The sequence below is a fragment of the Nocardioides eburneus genome, from assembly GCF_040838215.1.
GTDB classification, from domain to species: domain Bacteria; phylum Actinomycetota; class Actinomycetes; order Propionibacteriales; family Nocardioidaceae; genus Nocardioides; species Nocardioides eburneus.
The window spans coordinates 59,239-81,461 of record NZ_JBFPJR010000017.1; the positions used below are offsets into that span (position 1 = coordinate 59,239).

The 22,223-nt window shown below is 71.6% G+C and carries 22 protein-coding genes and 1 tRNA gene; 11 read left to right on the forward strand and 12 right to left on the reverse strand.

From position 1 onward, the window contains the following. Positions 1–10: 10 nt before the first annotated feature. Entirely contained in the window at positions 11–1,762 is a 1,752-nt protein-coding gene (locus AB3X52_RS11315; RefSeq protein WP_437440548.1) for a sodium:solute symporter family protein, read from the reverse strand. 170 nt (positions 1,763–1,932) lie between these two features. On the opposite strand from AB3X52_RS11315, the gene AB3X52_RS11320 reads away from it, so the two are divergent. The 3 genes from AB3X52_RS11320 (at position 1,933) to AB3X52_RS11330 (ending at position 3,550) form a co-directional block, all read left to right on the forward strand. After that, the gene (locus AB3X52_RS11320) at positions 1,933–2,484 is read left to right on the forward strand and encodes a pilus assembly protein HicB (RefSeq protein WP_367994178.1); all 552 of its coding nucleotides are present in this window, start codon (positions 1,933–1,935) and stop codon (positions 2,482–2,484) included. A 73-nt stretch (positions 2,485–2,557) separates the two neighbouring features. Next, positions 2,558–3,382 carry a DUF4097 family beta strand repeat-containing protein gene (locus AB3X52_RS11325; protein ID WP_367994179.1) on the forward strand — a complete coding sequence of 275 codons (825 nt, stop codon included), beginning with the start codon at positions 2,558–2,560 and terminating at the stop codon, positions 3,380–3,382. Between the two features lie 9 nt (positions 3,383–3,391). Next, complete coding sequence (locus AB3X52_RS11330; RefSeq protein ID WP_367994180.1) at positions 3,392–3,550, forward strand: hypothetical protein; 159 nt, start codon at positions 3,392–3,394, stop codon at positions 3,548–3,550. A gap of 122 nt (positions 3,551–3,672) precedes the next feature. Here AB3X52_RS11330 and AB3X52_RS11335 read toward each other — a convergent pair whose 3' ends face one another. The 6 genes from AB3X52_RS11335 to dcd all read right to left on the reverse strand — a co-directional run bounded on the left by AB3X52_RS11335 (position 3,673) and on the right by dcd (position 9,414). Further along, complete coding sequence (locus AB3X52_RS11335) at positions 3,673–4,584, reverse strand: siderophore-interacting protein (protein ID WP_367994181.1); 912 nt, start codon at positions 4,582–4,584, stop codon at positions 3,673–3,675. 1 nt (position 4,585) lies between these two features. Further along, positions 4,586–5,431 carry an ABC transporter ATP-binding protein gene (locus AB3X52_RS11340; protein WP_367994183.1) on the reverse strand — a complete coding sequence of 282 codons (846 nt, stop codon included), beginning with the start codon at positions 5,429–5,431 and terminating at the stop codon, positions 4,586–4,588. Further along, a complete protein-coding gene (locus tag AB3X52_RS11345; protein ID WP_367994184.1) occupies positions 5,428–6,486 on the reverse strand; it encodes a FecCD family ABC transporter permease in 1,059 nt (352 codons plus the stop codon). The genes AB3X52_RS11340 and AB3X52_RS11345 overlap by 4 nt, the downstream gene beginning before the upstream one ends. A 61-nt stretch (positions 6,487–6,547) precedes the next feature. Beyond that, entirely contained in the window at positions 6,548–7,591 is a 1,044-nt protein-coding gene (locus tag AB3X52_RS11350) for a FecCD family ABC transporter permease (RefSeq protein ID WP_367994185.1), read from the reverse strand. Beyond that, positions 7,588–8,640 (reverse strand): iron-siderophore ABC transporter substrate-binding protein, encoded by a 1,053-nt coding sequence (locus AB3X52_RS11355; protein ID WP_367994186.1) that lies wholly within the window; start codon positions 8,638–8,640, stop codon positions 7,588–7,590. Before AB3X52_RS11355 ends, AB3X52_RS11350 begins: the two co-directional genes overlap by 4 nt. Positions 8,641–8,838: 198 nt before the next feature. Continuing rightward, complete coding sequence (gene dcd, locus AB3X52_RS11360) at positions 8,839–9,414, reverse strand: dCTP deaminase (RefSeq protein WP_367994187.1); 576 nt, start codon at positions 9,412–9,414, stop codon at positions 8,839–8,841. A gap of 55 nt (positions 9,415–9,469) precedes the next feature. On the opposite strand from dcd, the gene AB3X52_RS11365 reads away from it, so the two are divergent. The 3 genes from AB3X52_RS11365 to AB3X52_RS11375 all read left to right on the forward strand — a co-directional run bounded on the left by AB3X52_RS11365 (position 9,470) and on the right by AB3X52_RS11375 (position 11,098). Then, on the forward strand, positions 9,470–10,270 hold the full coding sequence (locus AB3X52_RS11365) for an SGNH/GDSL hydrolase family protein (protein WP_367994188.1): 801 nt from the start codon (positions 9,470–9,472) through the stop codon (positions 10,268–10,270). Between the two features lie 39 nt (positions 10,271–10,309). After that, positions 10,310–10,382, forward strand: a tRNA-Gly gene (locus AB3X52_RS11370). Positions 10,383–10,456: 74 nt separating this feature from the next. Beyond that, the gene (locus AB3X52_RS11375; protein WP_367994189.1) at positions 10,457–11,098 is read left to right on the forward strand and encodes a DUF2461 domain-containing protein; all 642 of its coding nucleotides are present in this window, start codon (positions 10,457–10,459) and stop codon (positions 11,096–11,098) included. A gap of 45 nt (positions 11,099–11,143) precedes the next feature. Here AB3X52_RS11375 and AB3X52_RS11380 read toward each other — a convergent pair whose 3' ends face one another. Continuing rightward, positions 11,144–11,812 (reverse strand): hypothetical protein, encoded by a 669-nt coding sequence (locus AB3X52_RS11380; protein ID WP_367994190.1) that lies wholly within the window; start codon positions 11,810–11,812, stop codon positions 11,144–11,146. Positions 11,813–12,088: 276 nt separating this feature from the next. On the opposite strand from AB3X52_RS11380, the gene AB3X52_RS11385 reads away from it, so the two are divergent. Both AB3X52_RS11385 and AB3X52_RS11390 read left to right on the forward strand, forming a co-directional pair. Continuing rightward, positions 12,089–13,957, forward strand: a complete 1,869-nt coding sequence (locus AB3X52_RS11385; protein WP_367994191.1) for an acyl-CoA dehydrogenase — start codon at positions 12,089–12,091, stop codon at positions 13,955–13,957. A 115-nt stretch (positions 13,958–14,072) separates the two neighbouring features. Then, complete coding sequence (locus AB3X52_RS11390; RefSeq protein ID WP_367994192.1) at positions 14,073–14,336, forward strand: DUF6458 family protein; 264 nt, start codon at positions 14,073–14,075, stop codon at positions 14,334–14,336. A gap of 34 nt (positions 14,337–14,370) precedes the next feature. Here the strand turns inward: AB3X52_RS11390 and AB3X52_RS11395 are convergent, their stop codons facing one another. Then, positions 14,371–15,249 (reverse strand): LysR family transcriptional regulator ArgP, encoded by an 879-nt coding sequence (locus tag AB3X52_RS11395; RefSeq protein WP_367994193.1) that lies wholly within the window; start codon positions 15,247–15,249, stop codon positions 14,371–14,373. A gap of 80 nt (positions 15,250–15,329) precedes the next feature. On the opposite strand from AB3X52_RS11395, the gene AB3X52_RS11400 reads away from it, so the two are divergent. After that, positions 15,330–15,944: a LysE/ArgO family amino acid transporter gene (locus AB3X52_RS11400; RefSeq protein WP_367994194.1), complete on the forward strand. Its 615-nt coding sequence runs from the start codon at positions 15,330–15,332 to the stop codon at positions 15,942–15,944. A gap of 24 nt (positions 15,945–15,968) precedes the next feature. Here AB3X52_RS11400 and AB3X52_RS11405 read toward each other — a convergent pair whose 3' ends face one another. From AB3X52_RS11405 to AB3X52_RS11415, 3 genes are all read right to left on the reverse strand, one after another. Next, positions 15,969–17,378, reverse strand: a complete 1,410-nt coding sequence (locus tag AB3X52_RS11405) for an MFS transporter (RefSeq protein WP_367994195.1) — start codon at positions 17,376–17,378, stop codon at positions 15,969–15,971. 52 nt (positions 17,379–17,430) lie between these two features. Then, positions 17,431–18,222, reverse strand: a complete 792-nt coding sequence (locus AB3X52_RS11410) for a 3-hydroxybutyrate dehydrogenase (protein WP_367994196.1) — start codon at positions 18,220–18,222, stop codon at positions 17,431–17,433. Between the two features lie 88 nt (positions 18,223–18,310). Next, a complete protein-coding gene (locus AB3X52_RS11415; RefSeq protein WP_367994197.1) occupies positions 18,311–20,263 on the reverse strand; it encodes a helix-turn-helix domain-containing protein in 1,953 nt (650 codons plus the stop codon). 87 nt (positions 20,264–20,350) lie between these two features. Between AB3X52_RS11415 and AB3X52_RS11420 the strand changes: the two genes are divergently transcribed. After that, positions 20,351–21,172, forward strand: coding sequence for a maleylpyruvate isomerase family mycothiol-dependent enzyme (locus AB3X52_RS11420; protein ID WP_367994198.1), 822 nt, complete (start codon positions 20,351–20,353; stop codon positions 21,170–21,172). After that, a complete protein-coding gene (locus AB3X52_RS11425) occupies positions 21,169–22,104 on the forward strand; it encodes an oxidoreductase (protein WP_367994199.1) in 936 nt (311 codons plus the stop codon). Before AB3X52_RS11420 ends, AB3X52_RS11425 begins: the two co-directional genes overlap by 4 nt. Positions 22,105–22,223 lie beyond the last annotated feature (119 nt).

Below are 22,223 nucleotides of genomic sequence, written 5' to 3' on the forward strand. Positions count from 1 at the left end.
GTGGCTCCTCTCAGGCGAAGACGATGTTGAGGACGATGACAAGGACGAGGCCGACGCCGGCGAGCGGCACCGGGCGCCGCCACCATGGGAAGCCTGTGGCGTCCTTGTCGACGAGGTCGGACTTCGGGGTCTCGGAGTAGACCAGTCCCTTGAGCTCGGCGACCGGCTTGGGCCGGGTGACGAGCGAGACCAGGACGCTCAGGACGACGTCGACGACGAACGCGGCCCCCGCGGCGACGAACGACGCGCCCTGGCCGCTCAGGTTGAGCACCCCGATGCTGGCGGAGCCGAAGGCGTCCTTGCTGAGGAAGGCGACGACGACCGCGGACAGCGTGCCGGAGACAAGCCCGATCCAGCCCGCGGTGGCGGTCATCCGCTTCCAGAACATCCCGAGGATGAAGGTCGCGAAGAGCGGCGCGTTGAAGAACCCGAAGAGCGTCTGCAGGTAGTTCATGATGTTGCTGAAGTTGGAGGCCAGCGACGCGGTGAAGATCGCCACGATCGTCGCCGCCACGGTCGCCACGCGCCCCACCCGCAGGTAGTAGTCGTCGGAACGATCCTTCTTGAGGTAGCGCTCCCAGATGTCGTACGACAGCACGGTGTTGAACGCCGAGATGTTGGCCGCCATGCCCGCCATGAACGCGGCGAGGAGACCGGTGATCGCGACGCCGAGCAGTCCGTTCGGCAGGAGGTCGCGCATCATGTAGATGAGCGCGTCGTTGTAGGTGACGCCGTCGCCGGATGCTCCCCCGGCGACGGACATGCCCTGCTTGACCTTGACGATCTCGGGCACGAGCACGGCGGCGATCATCCCCGGCAGGATCGTGACGAACGGGATGAACATCTTCGGGAACGCACCGATGATCGGCGTGGTCCGCGCCGACGTGATCGAGTCCGACGCCATCGCGCGCTGGACCTCGACGAAGTTCGTGGTCCAGTAGCCGAACGAGAGCACGAAGCCGAGGCCGAACACGATGCCGATCACCGACAGCGCGCTGGAGCCGAAGCCGGTCAGGTCGTTGCCCGGCCACGAGTGCAGCTGGTCGGAGGCCGCCGGCACCTTGTCGGAGTGCTGGACGGCCAACTGGGTGATCTTGTCCTTGAGGCCGCCCCAGCCGCCGATCCGGTGGAGACCGATGATGGTCAGCGGCGCGAGGGCGCCCACGATGACGAAGAACTGCAGGACCTCGTTGTAGATCGCCGCCTTGAGACCACCGAGCGTGATGTAGGACAGCACGATGGCCGCGGCCACGAGCAGTGCGACCCAGAGCGGCCACCCGAGCAGCGCGTGCACGATGGCCCCGAGCAGGTAGAGGTTGATGCCCGCGATCAGCAGCTGTGCGATCGCGAAGGAGACCGCGTTGACCAGGTGGGCGCCGGGCCCGAACCGGCGGAGCATGAACTCCGGCACCGATCGGACCTTCGAGCCGTAGTAGAACGGCATCATCACGACGCCCAGGAAGAGCATCGCGGGGATCGCGCCGATCCAGAAGTAGTGGACGGCGGGAAGGCCGTACTGCGCGCCGTTCGCGGACATGCCCATGATCTCGACGGCACCCAGGTTGGCCGAGATGAAGGCGAGCCCGGTGACCCACGCCGGCAGCGAGCGGCCGGAGAGGAAGAAGTCGACCGAGTCCGAGACGCCGCGGCTGGCCAGGAAGCCGATGCCGAGCACGAAGACGAAGTAGACCGCGATGATCAGATAGTCCACCGCGTTGGCCTGGATCAAGGTCTCCAGGACCGGGATGCCAGTTCCGGGCATGCCACGACCTTTCTGTTGTCGTCGAGTCGCGGTACCCCACTAAACCATCCGGCGACCCCGGGACGGCCGACGCGGCGCGGGGCACGCCGTCGTACGTCGCGAACCGCGCCGCACCACCATGACATCACTTTTCCTTGACGTGACGTCATTATGGCGTCATCGTGGTGCACATGGACATCACCCCGTACGTCGAGAGCCTGCGCCGCGATCTGCTCGCGGCGGCCGAGGCAGCCGGCCCGGAGGCGCGCGCCACCGCCGAGCGCCTCTCCTACGCCCTCGACCCGGCGGCGCGGCTCGCCCTCATGGAGGCCGTCTCCCAGGCGGCCGCCGAGATCACTGCTGAGCTGCCCGCCGGAAGCGTCGACGTCCGGCTCAACGGACGCGAGCTCGAGTTCGGCGTCCATCTCCCCCCACCACCTCAACCTGCGGCCCCGGCTCCTGCGCCCGAGGAGGAGGACGAGGACGAGGGCGCCATCGCCCGCATCACGCTCCGGATCCCGGAGTCGGTCAAGGCCCGCGCCGAGGAGTTCGCCGCCAGGTCGGGCAGCTCGCTCAACACCTGGCTGGTCAACGTCATCCGTGCCGCCACCCGCGAGGGCGGCATCAACGTCGACGTCGACCTGAGCTCCCTCCCCCAGTTCATCAACGACGCCATGGGCGGGTTCGACCCGTTCCGCACCGGCACCAACAAGTCCCAGCGACGCATGACCGGCTGGCTCTGACCCCTTCTCACCCTCATCGGGACCGGCGACCCGCGCCGGCCCCGTGGCTCCGCACTCCCTCAGGAGACCTTCGATGACCGTCTACACCTTCGGCACGCCCGGCGCGATCCGGCTCTACGTCGAGCTCGGCAAGGGCCGTCTCGACGTCACCGCCAACGACACCGACACCACGACCGTCACCGTCGAGGGCGACGACCCCGACGAGGTCCGCGTCACCCGGGAAGGTGACCTCGTCAGCGTGGTCGCACCCCGCGACCGCGGCCTCTTCGGCCTCGGCGGCAAAGGCCACAGCGTCGCCGTCACCCTGCCCGAGGGGTCCGCGATGCGGGCCCAGACGGGCAGCGCCGACGTGGCCGCCGTCGGCGCTCTCGGCACCGCCCAGGTGAAGACCGGCTCCGGGGAGCTCGACCTCGACCGGGTCACCGGCGCCGCCGAGCTCGCCACCGGTTCCGGCGACATCGCGGTCGGCCGGGTCGGAGGTCGGCTCGGGGTCAAGACCGGCTCGGGGGACATCCGGATCGTCGAGGCGGACGGTACCGTCCGCGTCTCCACCGGCTCCGGTGACGTCCAGCTCGACCACACGACCGACGCTGTCGAGGTCAAGACCGGCAGCGGCGACCTGCGGATCGGCACCGCGAGCGGCGAGATCGCCATGGCCACCGGCAGCGGCGACCTCGAGATCCGAGCGCTGACCCGTGGCCGCCTCGTCGGGAAGGGCGCCTCCGGTGACATCCGGATCGGCGTCCCGGCCGGGACACCGGTCTGGACGGACCTCAGCACGGTGAGCGGTCAGATCCGCTCCGGCCTCAAGGGCGCTGGTCAGCCGGCCGAGGGCCAGGACCACGTCGAGCTGCGCGCCCGCACCGTCAGCGGCGACATCACCCTCATCGAAGCGTGAGGAGCCGTCATGTGGGATCCCCTCGTCGAGACTCGCGCCCGCCGCGAGGTCCAGGATCGGATCGAGCGCGGCGCCCGTGACCGTCGGGCCGCCGCCGTACGCCCCAAGCGCACGCGCCACACCCTCGCCGCCTCGCTCCGCCGGTTCGCCGACCGCCTCGACAGCTGACGTCAACGCCGCCAGCGTCCGCGCGGTGCGTGAGCGGCGCCAACGCTTTGCCGGGGTCCCCGCCGCCCGCAGCGAAGCGAGGACGGCATGGGGTGGACTGGCGGACGCTCCGTCGGAGGCGTTCAGCCGCGCATGGCGACGCCTTGGCGCCAATAACCCATGAAGGCGACCTGCCGCCGCGGCAGGGCCAGCTCGTTGACGAGGTGCCTGCGCAGGGCCGTGACCATGCGGGACTCGCCGGCGATCCAGGCGTAGCGGCCGTCGGTGGGTGCCGGCTCGTCGGCGATGACCTCGCCCGAGGAGGAGTACGTCGGGGTCTCCCACAGATCCAGATCGCCCAGCTCCGCCTCGTCCGGGGAGGGGTCGTCGGCGGAGAAGCCCAGCAGGCCGCCGACCGCCTCGAGAGCGAGCGCGCCGACGGGGGCGCCCTCGCGCGGCAGCCAGCGGACGTCGATGCCGGTCGGCGCGTCGATCTTCTGGACGTCGTCCTGGGTGGGCACCTCGAGGACCGCGGTCCCGGCGGCGTGGTCGGGGAGCGATCCGAGGATGGAGCAGATGGCGGGTACGGCGGTCTCGTCGCCGACCAGCAGGAGCCGCTCGGCGTCGCCCGGATCCCACTCGATCCCGCCGAAGAACTCGCCCCGGCGCGGCACCACGATGAGGAGCTCGTCGCCGACGCGGGCGCCACCGGCCCAGTCGGAGCCGGGGCCGTGGGCGCCGTCTCCGTCGGCGCCGTGGAGCACGAAGTCGACGACGATCCCGACCTCGGCTCCCTCGCCCCGCACCTCGCGGATCGTGTAGGTCCGCATGGCGCCGCGCTCCCCCTCCGGCAGCGCCGAGAACTCCTGCCACCAGGTGTCGCCGTTGAGCACGGGCAGACCGGCCGGTCCGGGGAAGAGCAGTTTGATCCGCTGGTCGAGCGTCGGGCCGTCGACCCCGAAGTCGGCGAGATCGGGGCCGGCCAGCTCGACCCTGACGTACGACGGCGAGAGCCGCTCGACGGAACGGGCGGCGACTCGGGCGAGCAGGGGCATGTCAGGCTTCCGATCCGTCGAGGGCGAGCTGAGGCTCGGGGGTGTCGGACGGCACCCTGTGGTGGCGGCCCATCGGGACGACGAGCGGTGTGCCGGCGACCGGGTCGGGCACGACCCGGCAGTCGAGCCCGAAGACCTCGCGGACGCGCTCCTCGGTGACGACCTCCGCGGGCGTCCCCTCGGCGACGACCCGGCCGTCGCGGAGGGCGACGAGGCGGTCGGCGTACCGCGCCGCGAGGTTGAGGTCGTGCAGCACCATCACGACGGTGGTGCCGCGGCTCTGGCGCAGGGAATGGAGCAGGTCGAGCAGGTCGAGCTGGTGGGCGACGTCGAGGAAGGTCGTGGGCTCGTCCAGCAGCAGCAGGTCGGTCTGCTGGGCGAGCGCCATCGCGACCCAGACCCGCTGCCGCTGGCCGCCGGAGAGCTCGTCGACGACGCGGTCGGCGAGCTCGAGCGTGCTGGTGAGCGCAAGCGCCTCCGCCACGGCCTCGTCGTCGGCCGTGCTCCAGCGCGAGAGCGGCCCGCGGTGGGGCGCTCGGCCACGGCCGACGAGGTCGACGACGGTGATGCCCTCGGGTGCGATCGGCGACTGTGGCATCAGACCGAGCACCTTGGCGACCTCCTTCGTCGGCTGCTGGTGGACGGCCTTGCCGTCGAGCAGCACCGCACCGTGGGTGGGGTGGAGCAGGCGGGCCATGCCGCGCAGCAGCGTCGACTTGCCGCAGCCGTTGGGTCCGACGATGACGGTCGTCGCCCGGTCGGGGATCTCCAGGCTGACCGCGTCGACGACGGCGCGCTGGTCCTTCCCGCCGTAGCCGAGGGTCACCCCGTCCGCCACGAGCCTCATGACGATCTCCTTCCGGCTCGCCCGGAGGCGAGCAACCACAGCAGGAACGGCGCCCCGAACGCGCCGGTGACGACCCCGACGGGGAAGTTCACGTCGGGGATGGCGTACGCCGCCAGGTGGTCCGCGCCGACCATGACGATCGCGCCGACGAGGGCGGCGCCCAGCAGGGTCGTGCGCCCGCCGTTGAGGGCCCGGGCGATCGGCCCGGAGACGAACGCCACGAACGCGACCGGCCCCGCGGCGGCGACGCCGAGCGCGGTGAGCAGGACGGCGAGGAGCAGCAGGCCGTCGGCGTACGCCCTCGTGACGCCGAGGCCGGACGCGACGTCGGGGCCGAGCTCGAGGACGCGCTGGGAGCGGGCGACCCAGGCCACGAGCGGCAGGAGCACGAGGAGGCAGAGCGCGAGGACGCGGATGGTCGGCCAGTCGGCGGCGTTGAGACTGCCGGTGAGCCAGCGCAGGGCGGCGTGCGCGTCGTACTCGTCGGCGCGGGTGAAGAGGTACTGCACGACGGCGAGCAGCGCCGCCGCCGCGGTGACGCCGACGAGCACCAGGCGGTAACCGCTCTCGGGGCCGGCCACCAGCCGGATCGCCGCGGCGACGACGACCGCACCCAGGATCGCGACCGCCGAGAGCGAGGTCCCGGAGAGACCGAGGACGACGATCCCGAAGACCGCCGCCGCGCTCGCCCCCATGCTGACGCCGACCATGTCGGGGCTGGCGAGCGGGTTGCGCAGGGTGCTCTGGAAGATGGCGCCGGCCGTGCCGAACGCGAGCCCGACGAGGACGGCCATGACCGCGCGCGGAAGCTTGCTCTCCATCAGGATGAAGCTCGCGCCGGGGATGTCCTTGCCGCCGAGGATCCGCACGAAGTCGGGCACGGTGATGATGTAGTCGCCGCCCAGCACGCGCAGGAGGAAGAGCGCGACCAGCACCGCCGTCAGGCCGCCGGCCAGGAGGGCGAGCCGCCGCCGCGGTCCACGCCGCGCCCGTCGTACGACGGCGACCGGCGGCGCCGCGGCAGGCGTCCGCTCGAGAAGGCTCCGCGGGGTCATGCGCGGTCCCCGTTCCAGGCGGGACGCCGGGCTCGGTCGTGCGCGACGGCGCGTCGGGTGCTCACAGGCCGGCCATCCGTCCGCGCCGCAGGAACCAGCAGAAGACCGGGACGCCCACGACGGCGGTCATGATGCCCACCTGCACCTCGGTGGGCGGCAGCACGACGCGTCCGACGACGTCGGCGAGGACGACGAGCACGGCGCCGTACCCCATCGAGAGCGGGAGGACACGGGTGTAGGCGCTGCCGACCAGCGCGCGGACCGCGTGAGGCACGACCAGGCCGACGAACGCGATCGGGCCGGCGAGGGCGGTCGAGGTGCCGGCCAGGAGGACCGCGGCGAGGCCGATGGCGACCCGGTCGAGCGCGGTGCGCCGACCGAGGCCCTTGGCGAGGTCGTCGCCGAGCGCGAGCGTGTCGAGGGTGCGGGCGCCGGCGAGCGCGAGCACGGCACCGACCGCGAGGAACGGGAGCCCCGTCCCGACGACGTCCCAACCGCGGCCGCCGAGGGTGCCGACCTGCCAGCGGCGCATGACGTCGAAGGTCTGCTTGTCGGTCAGGAGCACCGCGCTGGTCCAGCTCGCGACGCCGGCGGAGAGCGCCGCACCGGCGAGGACGAGCTTGGCGGGGGTCGCGCCGTCGCGCCCGAACGACGCGACCGCGTGGACGGCCACCGCCGCGACGGCGGCGCCGAGGAAGGCGAACCACAGGTAGGAGTGCAGCGAGCTGACGCCGAAGGCCGAGACGGCGAGGACCATCGCGAAGGAGGCGCCTGCGTTGACACCGAGGAGGCCGGAGTCGGCCAGCGGGTTGCGGGTGAGCCCCTGCAGGCAGCCGCCGGCCAGGGCGAGCGCGGCGCCGACGAGCAGGCCGAGCACGGTGCGCGGCAGCCGGGTCTCGATGATCGCCTGCCCCACGCTGCCGTGGTGGAGGAGATCCGTCGGCGCGACCATCTTCGAGCCGACGAGCACCGAGGCCGCGGACGCCACCACCAGCAGGCCGAGGAGCAGCCCACCGGCGGCGTACGTCCGCGACGCCGGTCCACGGCTCCGGCCGGGTGTGGCCGGCCCGGCCGGAGCAAGCGTGGGAGCGGCGGTGCCGGTCACTTCCCGGCGACCGCCTCCGCGACCTTGGGCACGAAGTGCTCCAGGGCGTACGGGACCGACAGCGGCGTCGGGACGCCGGCCGCGAGCGAGGACACGTTGTCCGTCGAGGCCAGCATGTGACCGCTCTTGATCGCCGGGATCTGGCCGATCAGCTTGTCGTCGGCGAAGGTCTTCGCGTCGGAGTCCTTGACCGCGTAGGTGAAGAGGAAGTCCGACTTCAGCTCGGAGGCGCGTTCGGCCGAGATGGTGCCGTAGAACGCGTTCTTCGGCGAGATCTTCTCGATGACCGGGGCGTTCTTCATGCCGATCGCGGTGAGGAAGGCCGGGCGGGCGTCGGTCGGCGTGTAGTAGGAGATCTGCGAGAGGTCGGAGGTCGCGAGCGCCGCCCAGATGAAGGTCTTGCCCTGGATCTGCGGGTAGTCCTTCCGGGCCTGGGCGAACGCCGCCTCGGTCTCCTTCTCGACCTGGGCGGCCAGCGTGGAGCGGCCCACGGCCTTGCCGTCCATCTCGAGCGACTGCTGCCAGCTGGTCGCCCACGGCTTGTCCGGGTAGGCGACGACCGGCGCGATCTTCGAGAGCTTGGTGTATTGCGCCTTGGTGATCCCTGAGTAGGTGGCGAGGATCAGGTCGGGGTCGAGCTTGGCGACCTCGTCGGCCGGGATGTCGTCGGTCTCGTCGATGACCGCCGGCATGGTGCCGCCGAGCTCCTTCAGCTTGGCTTCGAACCACGGGGTGCTGCCCTTGGCGTCGCCGCCCCAGGTCTCCTTCTCGATCCCGACCGGCACGACGCCGAGCGCGAGCAGCATGTCCTGGTCGTTGACGCCGACCGAGACGATCCGCTTCGGCTCGCTGGTGATCGTGGTCTCGCCGAAGGCGTGCTTGATCGTCACCGGGAACGCATGCGGGTCCACGGAGCTGGACGCGGACGCCGCGGGGGCGTCGTCGGCGCTGGTCGAGCCGGTGCTGCATGCGGTGAGCACGCCGCCCCCGAGAAGGAGCGCGGCCGTGGCGGCAGCGGTGCCGACCACGGTCTTCGTACGACGGATCACGGGTCCGCCTCTCTACTTAGGCCTGACTTACTTAGGCCAGCCTAACCGAATCACCGGGTCATCCGGCAAGGGGTCGGCGCTCGCCCGGCCGTCGTACGCAGGCCAGAACGAGATAGTCCGGGACGTTTCCGTCGGTTACCGACGAGTAGGGCGACCGGTGCGTCCCGGACTACACCGGCCGGGCCGGCGGGTCGCTCCTCAGATCGTGGTGCGGTGGAAGTTCTGGAACGAGCGCGACGGCGTCGGGCCGCGCTGGCCCTGGTAGCGCGAGCCGTACTTCTGTGAGCCGTAGGGATGCTGGCTGGGCGAGGAGAGCCGGAAGAAGCAGAACTGTCCGATCTTCATCCCGGGGTAGAGCTTGATCGGCAGCGTCGCGACGTTGGCCAGCTCCAGGGTCACGTGGCCGGAGAAGCCCGGGTCCACGAACCCGGCGGTCGCGTGGGTGAGGAGCCCCAGGCGCCCCAGCGACGACTTGCCCTCGACCCGCGCGGCGACGTCGTCGGGCAGGCTCACCACCTCGTAGGTCGACCCCAGCACGAACTCGCCCGGGTGCAGGATGAACGGGTCGTCGCCGTCGGGCTCGACGAGCCGGGTCAGGTCGGACTGGTCCGCGGCCGGGTCGATGTCGGGGTACTTGTGGTTCTCGAACACCCGGAAGAAGCGGTCGAGACGCACGTCGATCGACGACGGCTGCAGCATGGACTCCTCCCACGGGTCCATGACGATCCGCCGGGCCTCGATCTCGGCCACGATGTCCTTGTCGCTCAGCAGCACGCGGACAACCTACCCGGCGCATGCCGCGCCCGGGTCCCTCCGCACAATGGATGACATGGTCCTCGACGCGCTCATCCCCGGCCGGTTCACCCGCTACGTCGCGCTCGGGGACTCCTTCACCGAGGGGGTCGGCGACCCCGACCCGACCCGTCCGAACGGCGTCCGCGGCTGGGCGGACCGGATGGCGGAGACGGTCGCCACCGTCAACGCGGACTTCCGCTACGCCAACCTCGCCATCCGCGGTCGGAAGCTCCACGCGATCGTCGCCGAGCAGCTCGAGCCGGCGATCGCGCTGAAGCCCGACCTCGTCACGCTCTATGCCGGCGCGAACGACATCCTGCGCCCGCGGGTCGACCTCGACGCCCTCATGAAGGAGTACGACGCCGCTGTGGCGCGCCTCGCCGACACCGGCGCCCGAGTGGTGCTCTTCACCGCCTTCGGTGCCCGCGCGTCCCGCTTCTACAAGCCACTGCGGGGTCGCTTCGCCTACTACAACGAGCTGGTCCGCGAGGTTGTCGACCGCCGCGGGGCGACGCTCGTCGACTACTGGCGGATGAGCGAGTACGACGATTGGGGCTACTGGGACGTCGACCGGCTGCACATGTCGAGCGCCGGCCACGCGCTCATGGCGCGCAAGGTCCTCGACGTCCTCGGCGTCCGCCACGACCTGCCGGTGCCGCCGCCGCTGGCCCGCCCGCTGCTGACTCGCGCGGAGCAGCGCCGCGCCAACTGGGAGTGGACCCGCGAGCACGCCGGCCCCTGGGTCAAGCGGCGCGTCACCGGCCGGAGCTCGGGCGACGGGCTGGCCCCGAAGTATCCGGATCTGACGCCCTTTCCGACCTCCGCCGCCTCGTGAGGTAGCATCGCGTCGCGCTTCCCCACACGGGGAGCGCATGCGGATGTAGCTCAGTTGGTAGAGCGCAACCTTCCCAAGGTTGATGTCGCGAGTTCGAGTCTCGTCATCCGCTCCGCACACGGCCGGGTCCCCATCGGGACCCGGCCGTCGTCGTACGCCCCACCTGCCGGCTCGTAGGCTGACCCCGTGGGTTTCGATGGCTTCCCGGTCGCGGCGCTGGACTTCTACGACGACCTCGAGGTCGACAACACCCGGTCCTTCTGGGAGGCGCACAAGGCGGTCTACACCGAGTCGGTGCTGGCGCCCATGAAGGCGCTGACCGCCGCGCTCGAGGAGGAGTTCGGGGCGGCGAAGATCTTCCGGCCCTACCGTGACGTGCGGTTCGCGAAGGACAAGACGCCGTACAAGACCCATCAGGGCGCCTTCGTCCGCGTCGCCGACGCGACGGGCTACTACGTGGAGGTCTCGCCGCGCGGTGTCCGTACGGGTGGCGGCTCCTACCACCTCGAGTCGCCCCGCCTGGCCGCCTTCCGCGCCGCCGTCGCCCACGACACCTACGGCGCCGAGTTGGAGCGGCGCCTCGGGGTCTTGGAGAAGAAGGGGTACGACGTCGGCGGCGACCGCCTCAAGACCAGCCCGCGAGGGTACGACGCCGACCACCCCCGCATCGAGCTGCTCCGCCACCGGTCGCTCGTCGTCGGGCGGTCGCTCGGCTTCGAGCCCGTCATCCACACGAGCGACCTGCTCGACGAGGTGCGCCGCGACTGGCGCGCCGTACGCCCCCTCGTGGAGTGGATCGCCGAGCACACTGACGCACGTCTGGGGTGATCGGTGGAGCGTGAGACGCACCAGGCACGTCTGACGCTCCGCCGATCACGAGAGCAGCCGCTTCTTCGGCGTCAGCGGCAGCACCCGCGTCCAAGGCCCCACGTCGTCGGTCTCCCAGTCCTCCGAGCCGTCGTACGGCGGCCGGGTCGCGTCGAGTTGCGAGAACGGCCGCAGACGGACGCTGCGCAGGTTGCCCGCGTTGAGGCAGGCCAGCGGGACCACCGCATGCACCTCGTCGTACTTCGGCCACACCGCCAGCGTCGCCGCCGGGCACTTCTGGAGCCACCAGTGGGCACCCCACACCTGGATCTTCGGCTTCGTGCCCTCGAGGTTGAGTTCGATGGACCCGCCGCCCTGGGCATCGAGGGAGAACTTCTCGCCTCGCCGGGCGGTCGCCGGCCAGATCACCGTCCGTGACCTGATCGTGAACGCGAGCGTCGGCGTCCTTCCGGTGCGGGTGATCCTCAGGCGGAGGTGAAGCATGTCGTTGGGCGCCTTGCGCCAGTGCGACGTCGGCCCGCCGTGCACGTTGTAGTGAATTGCATCCCCTGCGGGGAGCGCCCGGTTGACGCGCACGACGGCGGCACGCTGGTCCTTCTTGGACGGCGTCGCGGCGTCGGCAGGCGCCGCGACGAGGACAGACACGAGGGCACCAAGCGGGAGCATGGCAGCGGCAGCGAGGACCGCCTTGCGGACGAACGGTCGGTTGATCACGAGCAACCCCTGGGGACATTGACATGGTCTGACCTCTCTGGGATGCCCGCCGGGCCCGATCGGTTGCCGGCCGATCGGCATAGCCGGCGCGCGGCCCTGCCGCCGGCGTACCGAAGTCTCGGGAATCACGACTGCGTCCAGGGCCACACCGGGGGCGCCTTGCGACGCTCTGAGTGCCTCTTTATGATTGAAGTTACTGACCAGTAGCGCGCTCCGTGGCGCACCCCGATGCTGCGACGCGGGTCAGTCACCCGATCCGACACAGAAGGTGGAGCAGTGAGCCACTACAAGAGCAACCTGCGCGACGTGGAGTTCAACCTCTTCGAGGTCTTCGGCCGCGACAAGATCCTGGGCACCGGCCCCTACGAGGACCTGGACGTCGACACCGCCAAGGAGATCCTCGCCGAGATCGAGCGCGTGTGCCGCGAGGACCTCGCCGCGTCGTACGAGGACAGCGACCGCAACCCGCCGGTCTTCGACCCCACGACGCACACCGCTCCCGTCCCGGCGGCGTTCAAGAAGTCCTACGACACCTGGATGGAGGCGGGCTTCTGGAGCCTTCAGACGCCGGCGGCGATCGGTGGCACCACCGCCCCGCAGTCGCTGGTCTGGTCGTCGGCCGAGTTCGTCCTCGGCGCCAACGCGCCGATCTGGATGTACGGCGCCGGCCCGTTCTTCGCGCGGGTGGTCTACAACAACGGCACCGACCGCGACAAGCGCATCGCCGAGATCATGGTCGAGCGGCTGTGGGGCGCCACGATGGTGCTCACCGAGCCCGACGCCGGCTCCGACGTCGGCGCGGGCCGCGCCAAGGCGACGCTCAACGAGGACGGCACCTGGAACATCACCGGCGTGAAGCGCTTCATCACGAGCGCCGAGTCGGACCTCCAGGAGAACATCATGCACCTGGTGCTCGCGCGCCCCGAGGGCATCGAGGGCGTCGGCGGCCCCGGCACGAAGGGTCTCTCCCTGTTCCTCGTCCCGAAGCACCACTTCGACCCGGAGACCGGCGACCTGACCGGCGAGCGCAACGGCGTCTACGTCACGAACGTCGAGCACAAGATGGGCATCAAGGTCTCCAACACCTGCGAGCTCACCTTCGGCGACCCGCAGGTCGGCGGCGGCGAGCCCGCGCGCGGCTGGCTGCTCGGCGAGGTCCACAACGGCATCGCCCAGATGTTCGACGTCATCGAGAACGCCCGCATGATGGTCGGCTCCAAGGCGATTGCGACCCTCTCGACGGGCTACCTCAACGCGCTGGAGTACGCCAAGGAGCGCGTCCAGGGCGCCGACCTCACCAACGCCGCGAAGACCGCCCCGCGCGTGACGATCACCCACCACCCCGACGTACGCCGCTCGCTGCTTGTGCAGAAGTCGTTCGCCGAGGCCATGCGCGCGCTGGTGATCTACACCGCGTGCTGGCAGGACGACGTCGCGATCGCCGGGTTCGCCGGCGAGAAGAACGAGCTCGCGGAGGCGGTCAACGACCTGCTGCTCCCGATCGTCAAGGGCTACGGCTCCGAGCGCTCATGGACGATCCTCGGCACCGAGTCGCTCCAGACCTTCGGCGGCTCGGGCTTCCTCCAGGAATACCCGCTCGAGCAGTACGTCCGCGACGCCAAGATCGACTCGATCTACGAGGGCACCACCGCGATCCAGGGCCAGGACTTCTTCTTCCGCAAGATCGTGAAGAACCAGGGTCAGGCGCTCGGCCACCTCGCGGGCGAGATCAAGTCGTTCCTCGAGGCCGAGGGCAACGGCGAGCTCAAGGAGAGCCGCGCGCTCCTCGCGACCGCGCTCGAGGACGTCAACGCGATCGTCGGCCACATGTTCAACGACCTGATGGCCTCGCAGGAGGACATCAGCAACATCTACAAGGTCGCCCAGAACACCTCGCGCCTCCTCATGGCCGTCGGCGACGTCGTCTGCGCCTGGCTCCTGCTGCGCCAGGCCGAGGTCGCCCTCGACAAGCTGGCGGGTGCTGCGCCTGATTCCGGGGCGAGCAAGGACAAGGACTTCTACGAGGGCAAGGTCGCCGCCGCGAAGTTCTTCGCCGCCTACAACCTGCCGAAGATCAGCGCCGAGCGTGCCATCGCCGAGGCGATCGACAACGCGATCATGGAGCTGCCCGAGTCGGCGTTCTGACCCACTGCCTCCGCGGCCCGTCCGGTCTCCACCGGGCGGGCCGCGGTGTCGTTCGCGGGCATGCCCGGCGCCGGCACCGGGTATCGGTGGCCGAGCCGCACGGAAGGAGTACCCCATGGTCATCGGTGTCGGCATCGTCCTGATCGTCCTCGGTCTCATCCTGGTGACAGGTGCCGTGGACCTTCCCACGAGCTGGGAGAACCACATCGCGAGCGACACGCTCGGCTGGATCCTGTTCGCCGTCGGCGTCCTCGCGATCCTGCTCGGCCTCGTGGTCAACCACCAGCGCAGCCGGGTGACGAGCACGCACGTCGAGGAGCGCCGGGGCTACGGCGAACCCCGTCGCGAGACGCGGTACGACGACGAGGGCCGGATCTGACCGTCCGCTCCCCCATGACTGCAGATCTACCCGCTCAGCGCGGTCGCCGCAGCGCGGCGGCAGCGCTGCGGCGTACGTCCTCGGTGAGCGCCACCAGCGCCGGCGAGTCGAGCCGCCAGCGCTGCCAGAAGAGCGGGACGTCGACGGGCCGTCCGCCCGGAAGGCGGACCAGCCGCCCCGCGGCGAGGTCGGGCTCCAGTTGGGGTGCGGGGACCGCGCCCCAGCCGAGTCCCCGGCGGACCGCCTCGTGGAAGTCGGTCGAGGTCGGCACCCGGTGGACGACCGGCGGACGGGTCGCGCCGTGGGCCGCGAGGACGTCGTCTTGCACGTGGTCCTTCTCGTTGAAGACGACGACCGGCATCGCCGTCCAGTCGACGCCCCGGCCGTGCCGGTAGCGCTCGATCAGGGCCGAGGTCGCCGCGGGCGTGTAGCGCAGGCTCCCGAGCGCCTCCACGACGCAGCCCTGGACCGCCTCCGGCTCGCTGGTCACTGCGGCCAGCACCTCGCCGCGGCGGAGCAGGTCGTGGGAGTAGGCCTGGTCCTCCACGGCGAGCCGGAGGACCGTGCCCGGGCGCTGCGCCACGGCGTCCAGCACCGGCCGGAACCAGGTCGCGAGGGAGTCCGCGTTCACCGCCACCGCCAGTTCGACCACGCCGTCCTCGTCGAGCTCGGCCGCGGCCTCGTCCGCGAGCAGCCTGAGCTGCCGGCCCAGCCGCACGAGCGGCAGCCCTGCCGGCGTCGCAGCGCAGGGCGTCGTACGCCTGACCAGGACCTGGCCCGCCGCCCGCTCCAGGGCGCGCACCCGCTGGCTGACCGCACTCGGGGTGAGGTGGAGGCGGCGGGCGGCGGCCTCGAAGGTGCCCTCCTCGGTGATCGTCACGAGGGTCTCGAGTTGGGCAGGATCGAACCGCACGGCGCAATGGTAAGTGCTGCTTCACTTCAGGAAGGAACATTCGTTGGTCTTCACAGCCTCCGGCGCCGTACGTTCGGGGCGTGATCGACGCCGGCACCGCCGGGCTCCTGACCGGGCTCTCCCTCATCGTCGCCATCGGCGCGCAGAACGCCTTCGTCCTCCGACAGGGGCTCCTGCGCTCCCATGTCGGCGCGGTGGTGGTCCTGTGCGCGCTCTCCGATCTCGTCCTCATCGCCGCCGGCGTCAGCGGGATCGGCGCCGTCGTCGATCATGCCCGCTGGGTGCTCACCGTGGTCCGGTGGCTCGGCGTCGCCTTCCTGGTCTGGTACGCCGCCGGCTCGCTGCGCCGGGCCGGGCGGCCCGAGCGACTGGCGGCCGAGGCCGGCGGCGCCGCGCCGCGGTCGCGCGTCCTCGGACGGGCCGCCGCACTGACCTGGCTCAATCCGCACGTCTATCTCGACACCGTGCTGCTGCTCGGCTCGATCGCCGCAGCACACGACACCGGCCACGGCATAGGAGGACAGTGGTGGTTCGCGGCGGGCGCCGGCCTCGCCAGCATCGTGTGGTTCTGCGCGCTCGGCTTCGGTGCGCGGCTGCTCGCGCCACTGCTCGCCAAGCCGCGGGCGTGGCAGGTCCTCGACGTCGTCGTCGCCCTCGTGATGCTGGTCGTCGCCGCCCGGCTCGCGCTCGGGTGAGCCGGGCGGCGGTCGAGCGTCGGCTCAGGCCCGGTCGAGGGCCTGGTCGACGGCCTGGTCGAGCGGCTCGGCCACGGTCGCGCCGTCGTGCGCCTGCAGCACGCGGTCGTGGCGGAGCGAGGTGTGACGCGTCTCCGTGGCAACGAGGACCGCGGCAACCGTGATGACCGCCGTGATGCCGACGTAGATCGCGACCGCGGTGGTGTTCTTCTCCGACACCTCGCCGAGCAGCGCGACCGCGATGATCGGGGCCAGCGCACCGGCCAGGATGGAGCCGAGCTGATAGCCGACTGACGCGCCGGTGTAGCGCACGGAGGTGCCGAAGAGCTCGGAGAAGAACGCCGCCTGCGGGGCGTACATGAAGGTGTGGAAGAGCAGGCCGACCACGACCGCGAGCAGGACCTTGGGCTCGCTGAGCGAGTCGACCAGACCGAAGAAGAACCACACCCAGACGCCGACGCCGATCGCGCCGACGAGGTAGAGCGGGCGTCGACCGACCTTGTCCGAGAGCGCCCCGACGAGCGGGACCGCCACGAACTGGATCGCCGCGCCGATGAGGAGCGCCTCGAGGATCACGCCGGTGTCCGCGTCGAGGTAGGTCTTGACGTAGGTCAGAACGACGGTGACGAAGATGTAGTACGACGTGTTCTCCGCCAGGCGCATGCCCATGGCGACGAGGACCTCGCGCGGGTAGCTCCGGATCACCGAGAGGAGCGGCAGGTGCCGCTCGGCCGTCTCCTCCATCGCCGCCTTGGCCTCGGCGAAGACCGGCGACTCGACGAGGCTGAGTCGCACCCAGAGGCCGATGACGACGAGGACCGCCGAGAGGATGAACGGGATGCGCCAGCCCCAGGACTCGAACGTGTCGTCGGACTGGACCGCCTGGAGCACCCAGAGCACGCCGGTGGCGAGCAGGTTGCCGAGCGGCACGCCACCCTGCGGCCACGAGGCCCAGAAGCCACGGTGCTGGTCGGCACCGTTCTCCGAGGCCATGAGCACGGCACCGCCCCACTCGCCACCGACGGCGAAGCCCTGCACGAGCCGGCAGACAAGGAGCAGGATCGGCGCCGCGACGCCGATGGTGGCGTGCGTCGGCAGGAGGCCGATCGCGATCGTCGCGACGCCCATCATCAGCAGGGCGATGACCAACATGTTCTTGCGGCCGACCCGGTCACCGAAGTGGCCGAAGACGATGCCCCCGAGCGGGCGGGCGACGAAGCCGAGGGCATAGGTGCCGAAGGAGAGCAGCGTGGCGGTGACCGGGTCGGAGTCGGGGAAGAAGAGCTTGCCGAAGACCAGGGCGGCCGCCGAGCCGTAGAGGAAGAAGTCATACCACTCGACGGAGGTGCCGATGAGGCTGGCGAACACCACCTTGACGATGGAGTTGCCTCGGGTGGGCGCGTTGGCGCCCACCGGCGTCTTGTCGACGGTCATGGGGGATCGTGTTCCTTTCGAACCTGATGACGATGAAGCGGGCGGTCGGCGCTCAGGCCGCCGTCCATCCGCCGTCGAGGCGGTAGCAGGTGCCGGTCACCGCGTCCGCGTACGAGCCGCAGAGGAACGCGACCACGGCGGCCACGTCCTCCGGCTCGACGAGTCGCCCGACGGGGGTTCGGGCGAGCAGGACGCGGCTGAGCACCTCGTCCTCCGCGATGCCGTGCGCCTGCGCCTGGGCCGCGATCTGGCCCTCGACCAGCGGCGTACGGACGTAGCCCGGAGCCACGGTGTTGCTGGTGACGCCCCGGCCTGCGGCCTCGAGGGCGATCACCTTGGAGAGCCCCTCCAGGCCGTGCTTGGCGGCGACGTACGCCGACTTGTACGGCGACGCACGGTGACCGTGCACGGAGGAGACGTGGACGATCCGGCCCCAGCCGCGCTCGTACATGCCGGGCAGGACGGCCCGGGCGAGCCGGAAGGGAGCCTCGACCATGAGCCGTTGGATCAGCGCGAACCGGTCCGGCTCGAACTCCTCCACCGGGGCGACGTGCTGGACGCCGGCGTTGTTGACCAGGATGTCGGTCGCGAGCCGGCCGGCCGCGGCGGCCTCGTCGATCGCCGTACCGTCGCTGAGGTCGAGCGCGAGGTGGTCGCCTCCGACCTCGTCGGCGACGGCCCGCGCCGCCGCCTCGTCGATGTCGACGACGCACACGCGCGCGCCGTCGGCCGCGAGTCGCTGGGCGACCGCACGACCGATGCCGCTGCCACCACCGGTGACGAGTCCGCGGCGGCCGGCGAGGAACGGAGACGGCACGGACGGTGTGACGCTCGTCTCACTCATGGCCGGGAACGCTACGCATCCGGCTGTGGCTGCGGACATGTGGCGTCCCCACACATTCGCGCGCACAAGATGTGGGGACCCGACGGTGTCAACGCGGGACGCTGCGCAGCCGCCAGAGTCGGAGCGCGAGCTGCAGATCGAGCATCCGGTCCGGCTCGCGCCAGCGCGGTCCGAGCAGTCGGCTGATCCGCTCGAGCCGCTGCGACACGGTGTTGGCGTGCAGGTGCAGGGACTGGGCCGTCGCCGCCAGACGGCCTCCGGCAGCGAACCACGCGTCGAGCGTCCCGACGAGGTCGGTGCCGCGCCGCTCGTCGTACGCGACCAGGGGGCCGAGTGTGTCATCGAGGAAGCCGCCGAGGTCATCAGGACCGTTGTGCCCGAGCAGCAGGCGCGCCAGACCCAGACCGGTCGGATCGCTCACCTCGCCCGACCGGCCGAGCGCGTGCAGCGCCTCGAGGCAGCCGCGCGCCTCCCGCCACGCCGCGCGTACGCCGGCCGGGCCGGTGCGCCGCTGGGGGTCTGTCGCCACCCCGACGGTGACGGCCTGGCTTCCCAGGCGCGCGGCCAGGCGGCGCGAGAGCGTCTCCCCCACCGGACGTGGTGCCTGCCCCGGGGCCACCAGCACCACGGTGCCCTCGTACTCACCGCCGAGCCCGCCGAGCTCGCTCGCCAGCCGCGCCGCGGCCCGGGCCGCACTGTGCCGGTCGTCTCCGGCGACGTCCGCGACGGCCACCACGCCGAGCCGGTCGAGGTCGGCACCCTGTCGGCGCGCCCGCGCCCGGAGCGCCTCCACGCTGTGCTCTGCCTCGCTCAGCAGGTCCGTCAGCAGCTCGCCGCGCACCCGGTCCTCCGCGTCTGCGGCTGCCCGGGCGAAGAGCAGGACGAGCGCGCTCACCACGGCGCCGCGCTCGAGCGTCCGGCGGGCACCCGGCGTGAGCGGCTCCGCACCGCTGTGGAGCACCAGCGTCCCGAGGTGCTCGGCGCCGGCGAGCGCGGCGGCGACGTATACCGGCCGTCCCTGCCGTCCCTGCCGGTCCAGCTCGACGGAGCGCCCCTTCGTCCGTGACTCCTCCGCCGCGGCCGCCAGGTCGGCGGGTGAGAGGTCAGGGGCACCCTGGGTCGCCTCGTCATCGTCGACGGTCGCGACGAGATGACCGTCGGCGTCGTACACCGCCAAGGACGCCTGGAGGAGGTCGCCCAGGATCGCGGCGACGTCACCGACGCCGCCACCACGGAGCAGGATCTCGGTGAGCCGGTCATGCGCCCCGGCCGCGAGCTCGAGGGCGTGAGCCTGCTCGCTGATCCGCTGGTTGGCGGCATCCAGCTCGGCCAGCGCGGCCTGGGTCTCCTGGAACAACCGCGCGTTCTCGAGCGCGACCGCGGCGTGCGCGGCGAAGGACGTCAGCAGGCTGACCTCGCCGCGCGGGAAGGCGCGGACCGACCGGTGCCCGGCGAGCAGCGCCCCGATCACCCGGCCCTCGACGGTCAGCGGTACGCCGAGGATCGCCCGGATCCCCTCGTCCCCGACGGCATGGTCGATGTAGTCGCGGTGGATGAAGCGCGCATCGTGCTGGTAGTCGTCGGTGTAGTACGGCGCCCCGCGCTGCGCCACCAGTCCGAGCAGCCCCGTGCCGAGCGGCAGCCGCAGGGCGCGGAACTCCGCGGAGACGGAGCCGTCGGTGACGCGCATGTAGGACGCCCCCTCCGCCTCGTCGTTGAGCGAGAGGTAGGCCAGGTCGGCGCCCAGCAGCTGGCGGGCGCGGCGGACGATCGCCGCCAGGATCGCGTCCACGTCGCGGATCGCGATCAGGTCGTTCGCGGTGTCGAAGAGCGCGGTCAGCTCGGCTTCACGCTTCTGGTGACGCTGCAGCCGCTCCCTGATCTGCCGAGCGATGGCCCGCCGCTCACGGAGCCGGTCCAGCTCCTCCGCGGTCGCGCCGCGCGCCCGGGCCACCTCGGCGACGTCGTCGAACGCCGCGTCGAACGCCTCCTCGGACGCCCCGTGGCGGAGCAGGTCCAAGAACACATCCGAGATGTCCATGCCGGTCACCTTAAGGTGACCGGCACCGTCGGGGCGGTCGTCGTGGACGGCTGTCGCCGTACGCTCGCTCTCTCCTAGGGTGTGGGCATGGACGACCTTCAGCGCGGAGGACTCGGGGCGCTCACCGAGCTGTGGTGGCGAGCGGTCACCGACCTGGCCGACTTCCTGGCCGACCTGCCCGAGGCCGCGTGGGACCTCCCGACCGACCTGCCCGGCTGGGACGTGCGGGCGGTTGCCGCGCACGTCGCCCACCTCGAGTCGGTGCTCGCCGGCGGCCCGCACGAGACTGCCGAGGTGCCGGACCTGCCGCACGTGCGCGGCCCGATGGGGCAGTTCACCGAGATCGGGGTGCTCACCCGCAGCGACCGGACCGGCGCCGAGATCGTCGCCGAGATCCGCGCGACCACCGCGCGCCGCCGCGAAGCCCTCCTCGCCACACCACCGAGGGACCCGGACGAGCCCGCGCCCGGCGTGTTCGGCGCCATCGGCTGGTCGACGCGGACCCTGTTCCGCAACCGGCCGCTCGACGTGTGGATGCACGAGCAGGACGTCCGCCGGGCGACGGGCCGCCCGGGGAACCTCGACTCCCCCGCGGGCGACCACACGACGTCGTACCTGATGGAGAGCCTGGGGTTCGTCCTCGCCAAGCAGGTCGGCGCACTGCCCGGCACGACCGCCGTCCTCGAGGTCGAGGGGAGCGCGCCGGTCGCCGCGGAGGTCGGTGACGACGGCCGCGGCCGGCTGCTCGACGCGCCGCCCGCACAGCCGAGCGTGCGGATCGCGACCGACCGCGAGTCGTTCCTGCTGCGCGCCGGCGGACGCCGCGAGGTGCCGTCCGAGCGGTTCGAGGTCGGCGGCGATCCCGACCTCGGCGCCCGCGTCATCGCGTCCCTGGCGGTGACCCCGTGACCTGGTCGACCGCCTCGATACCGGACCTCAGCGGCACGATCGCCGTCGTCACAGGACCCACGGCGGGCGGCATCGGCTGGCACACCGCGCGTGGGCTCGCGAGCCACGGCGCCGCGGTCATCCTCGCCGGCCGCTCGTGGGAGCGCCTCGACGCCGCGGACAAGGCGCTGCACGACGCCGTCCCGACCGCGCGGACGGAGAAGGTCGCCCTCGACCTCGCCGACCTGCGCTCCGTGCGGGCCGGTGCCGAGGCGATCGCCGACGCGGCGTACGAGCTCGGTGGGCCGCTCCGGCTGCTGGTCAACAACGCCGGCGTGATGGCGACGCCCCCGCAGCGGACCGTCGACGGGCTCGACCTGCAGCTGGCGACCAACCACTTCGGCCCGTTCCTGCTCACCGGGCTGCTGCTGGAGTCGCTGGTCGCGAGCGGCTCCGGCCGGGTCGTCACGGTCGCGAGCCTCATGCACAAGATGGCCCGGCGCGCGCCGCTCTCCTATCCGACCGTGCCGGTCGGCCGCTACTCGGCATGGGGCACCTACGCGCAGTCCAAGCTCGCGAACCTGCTCTTCACCTACGAGCTCGACCGGCGCGTCCGCGCGGCCGGACTGCCGATCACCGCCGTGGCCGCGCACCCGGGCTACGCCGACACGCATCTCGTCGCGAACGGGCCCATGGCCCGCTGGGGACGCTTCTCGAGCATCGGTCAGGCCGCCTCCTCCGCGGTCGCCCAGACCCCCGAGGCCGGCTCCTGGCCGACGCTCATGGCTGCCACCGCCGACCTCCCGCGCGCGTCGTACGTCGGCCCCGGCGGTCCCTTCGAGCTCGCCGGTCCGCCCCGACCGGTCTCCGCCTCCCGGCTCGCCCGCGACCCCGACGCCGCCCGCGCGCTCTGGGAGCTCTCCGAGCAGACGACGGGGATCGCCTACCCCTGAGGGTCGCGGGTCGAGTTGCCGGTTGTGACGGGTCGAGACGTCAGTCGTGACGGGTCGAGATGCTAGTTGTAACCGCACGAGATGCGCGTTGTGGTTCGTGTGGGAGCGCCACAACCGAC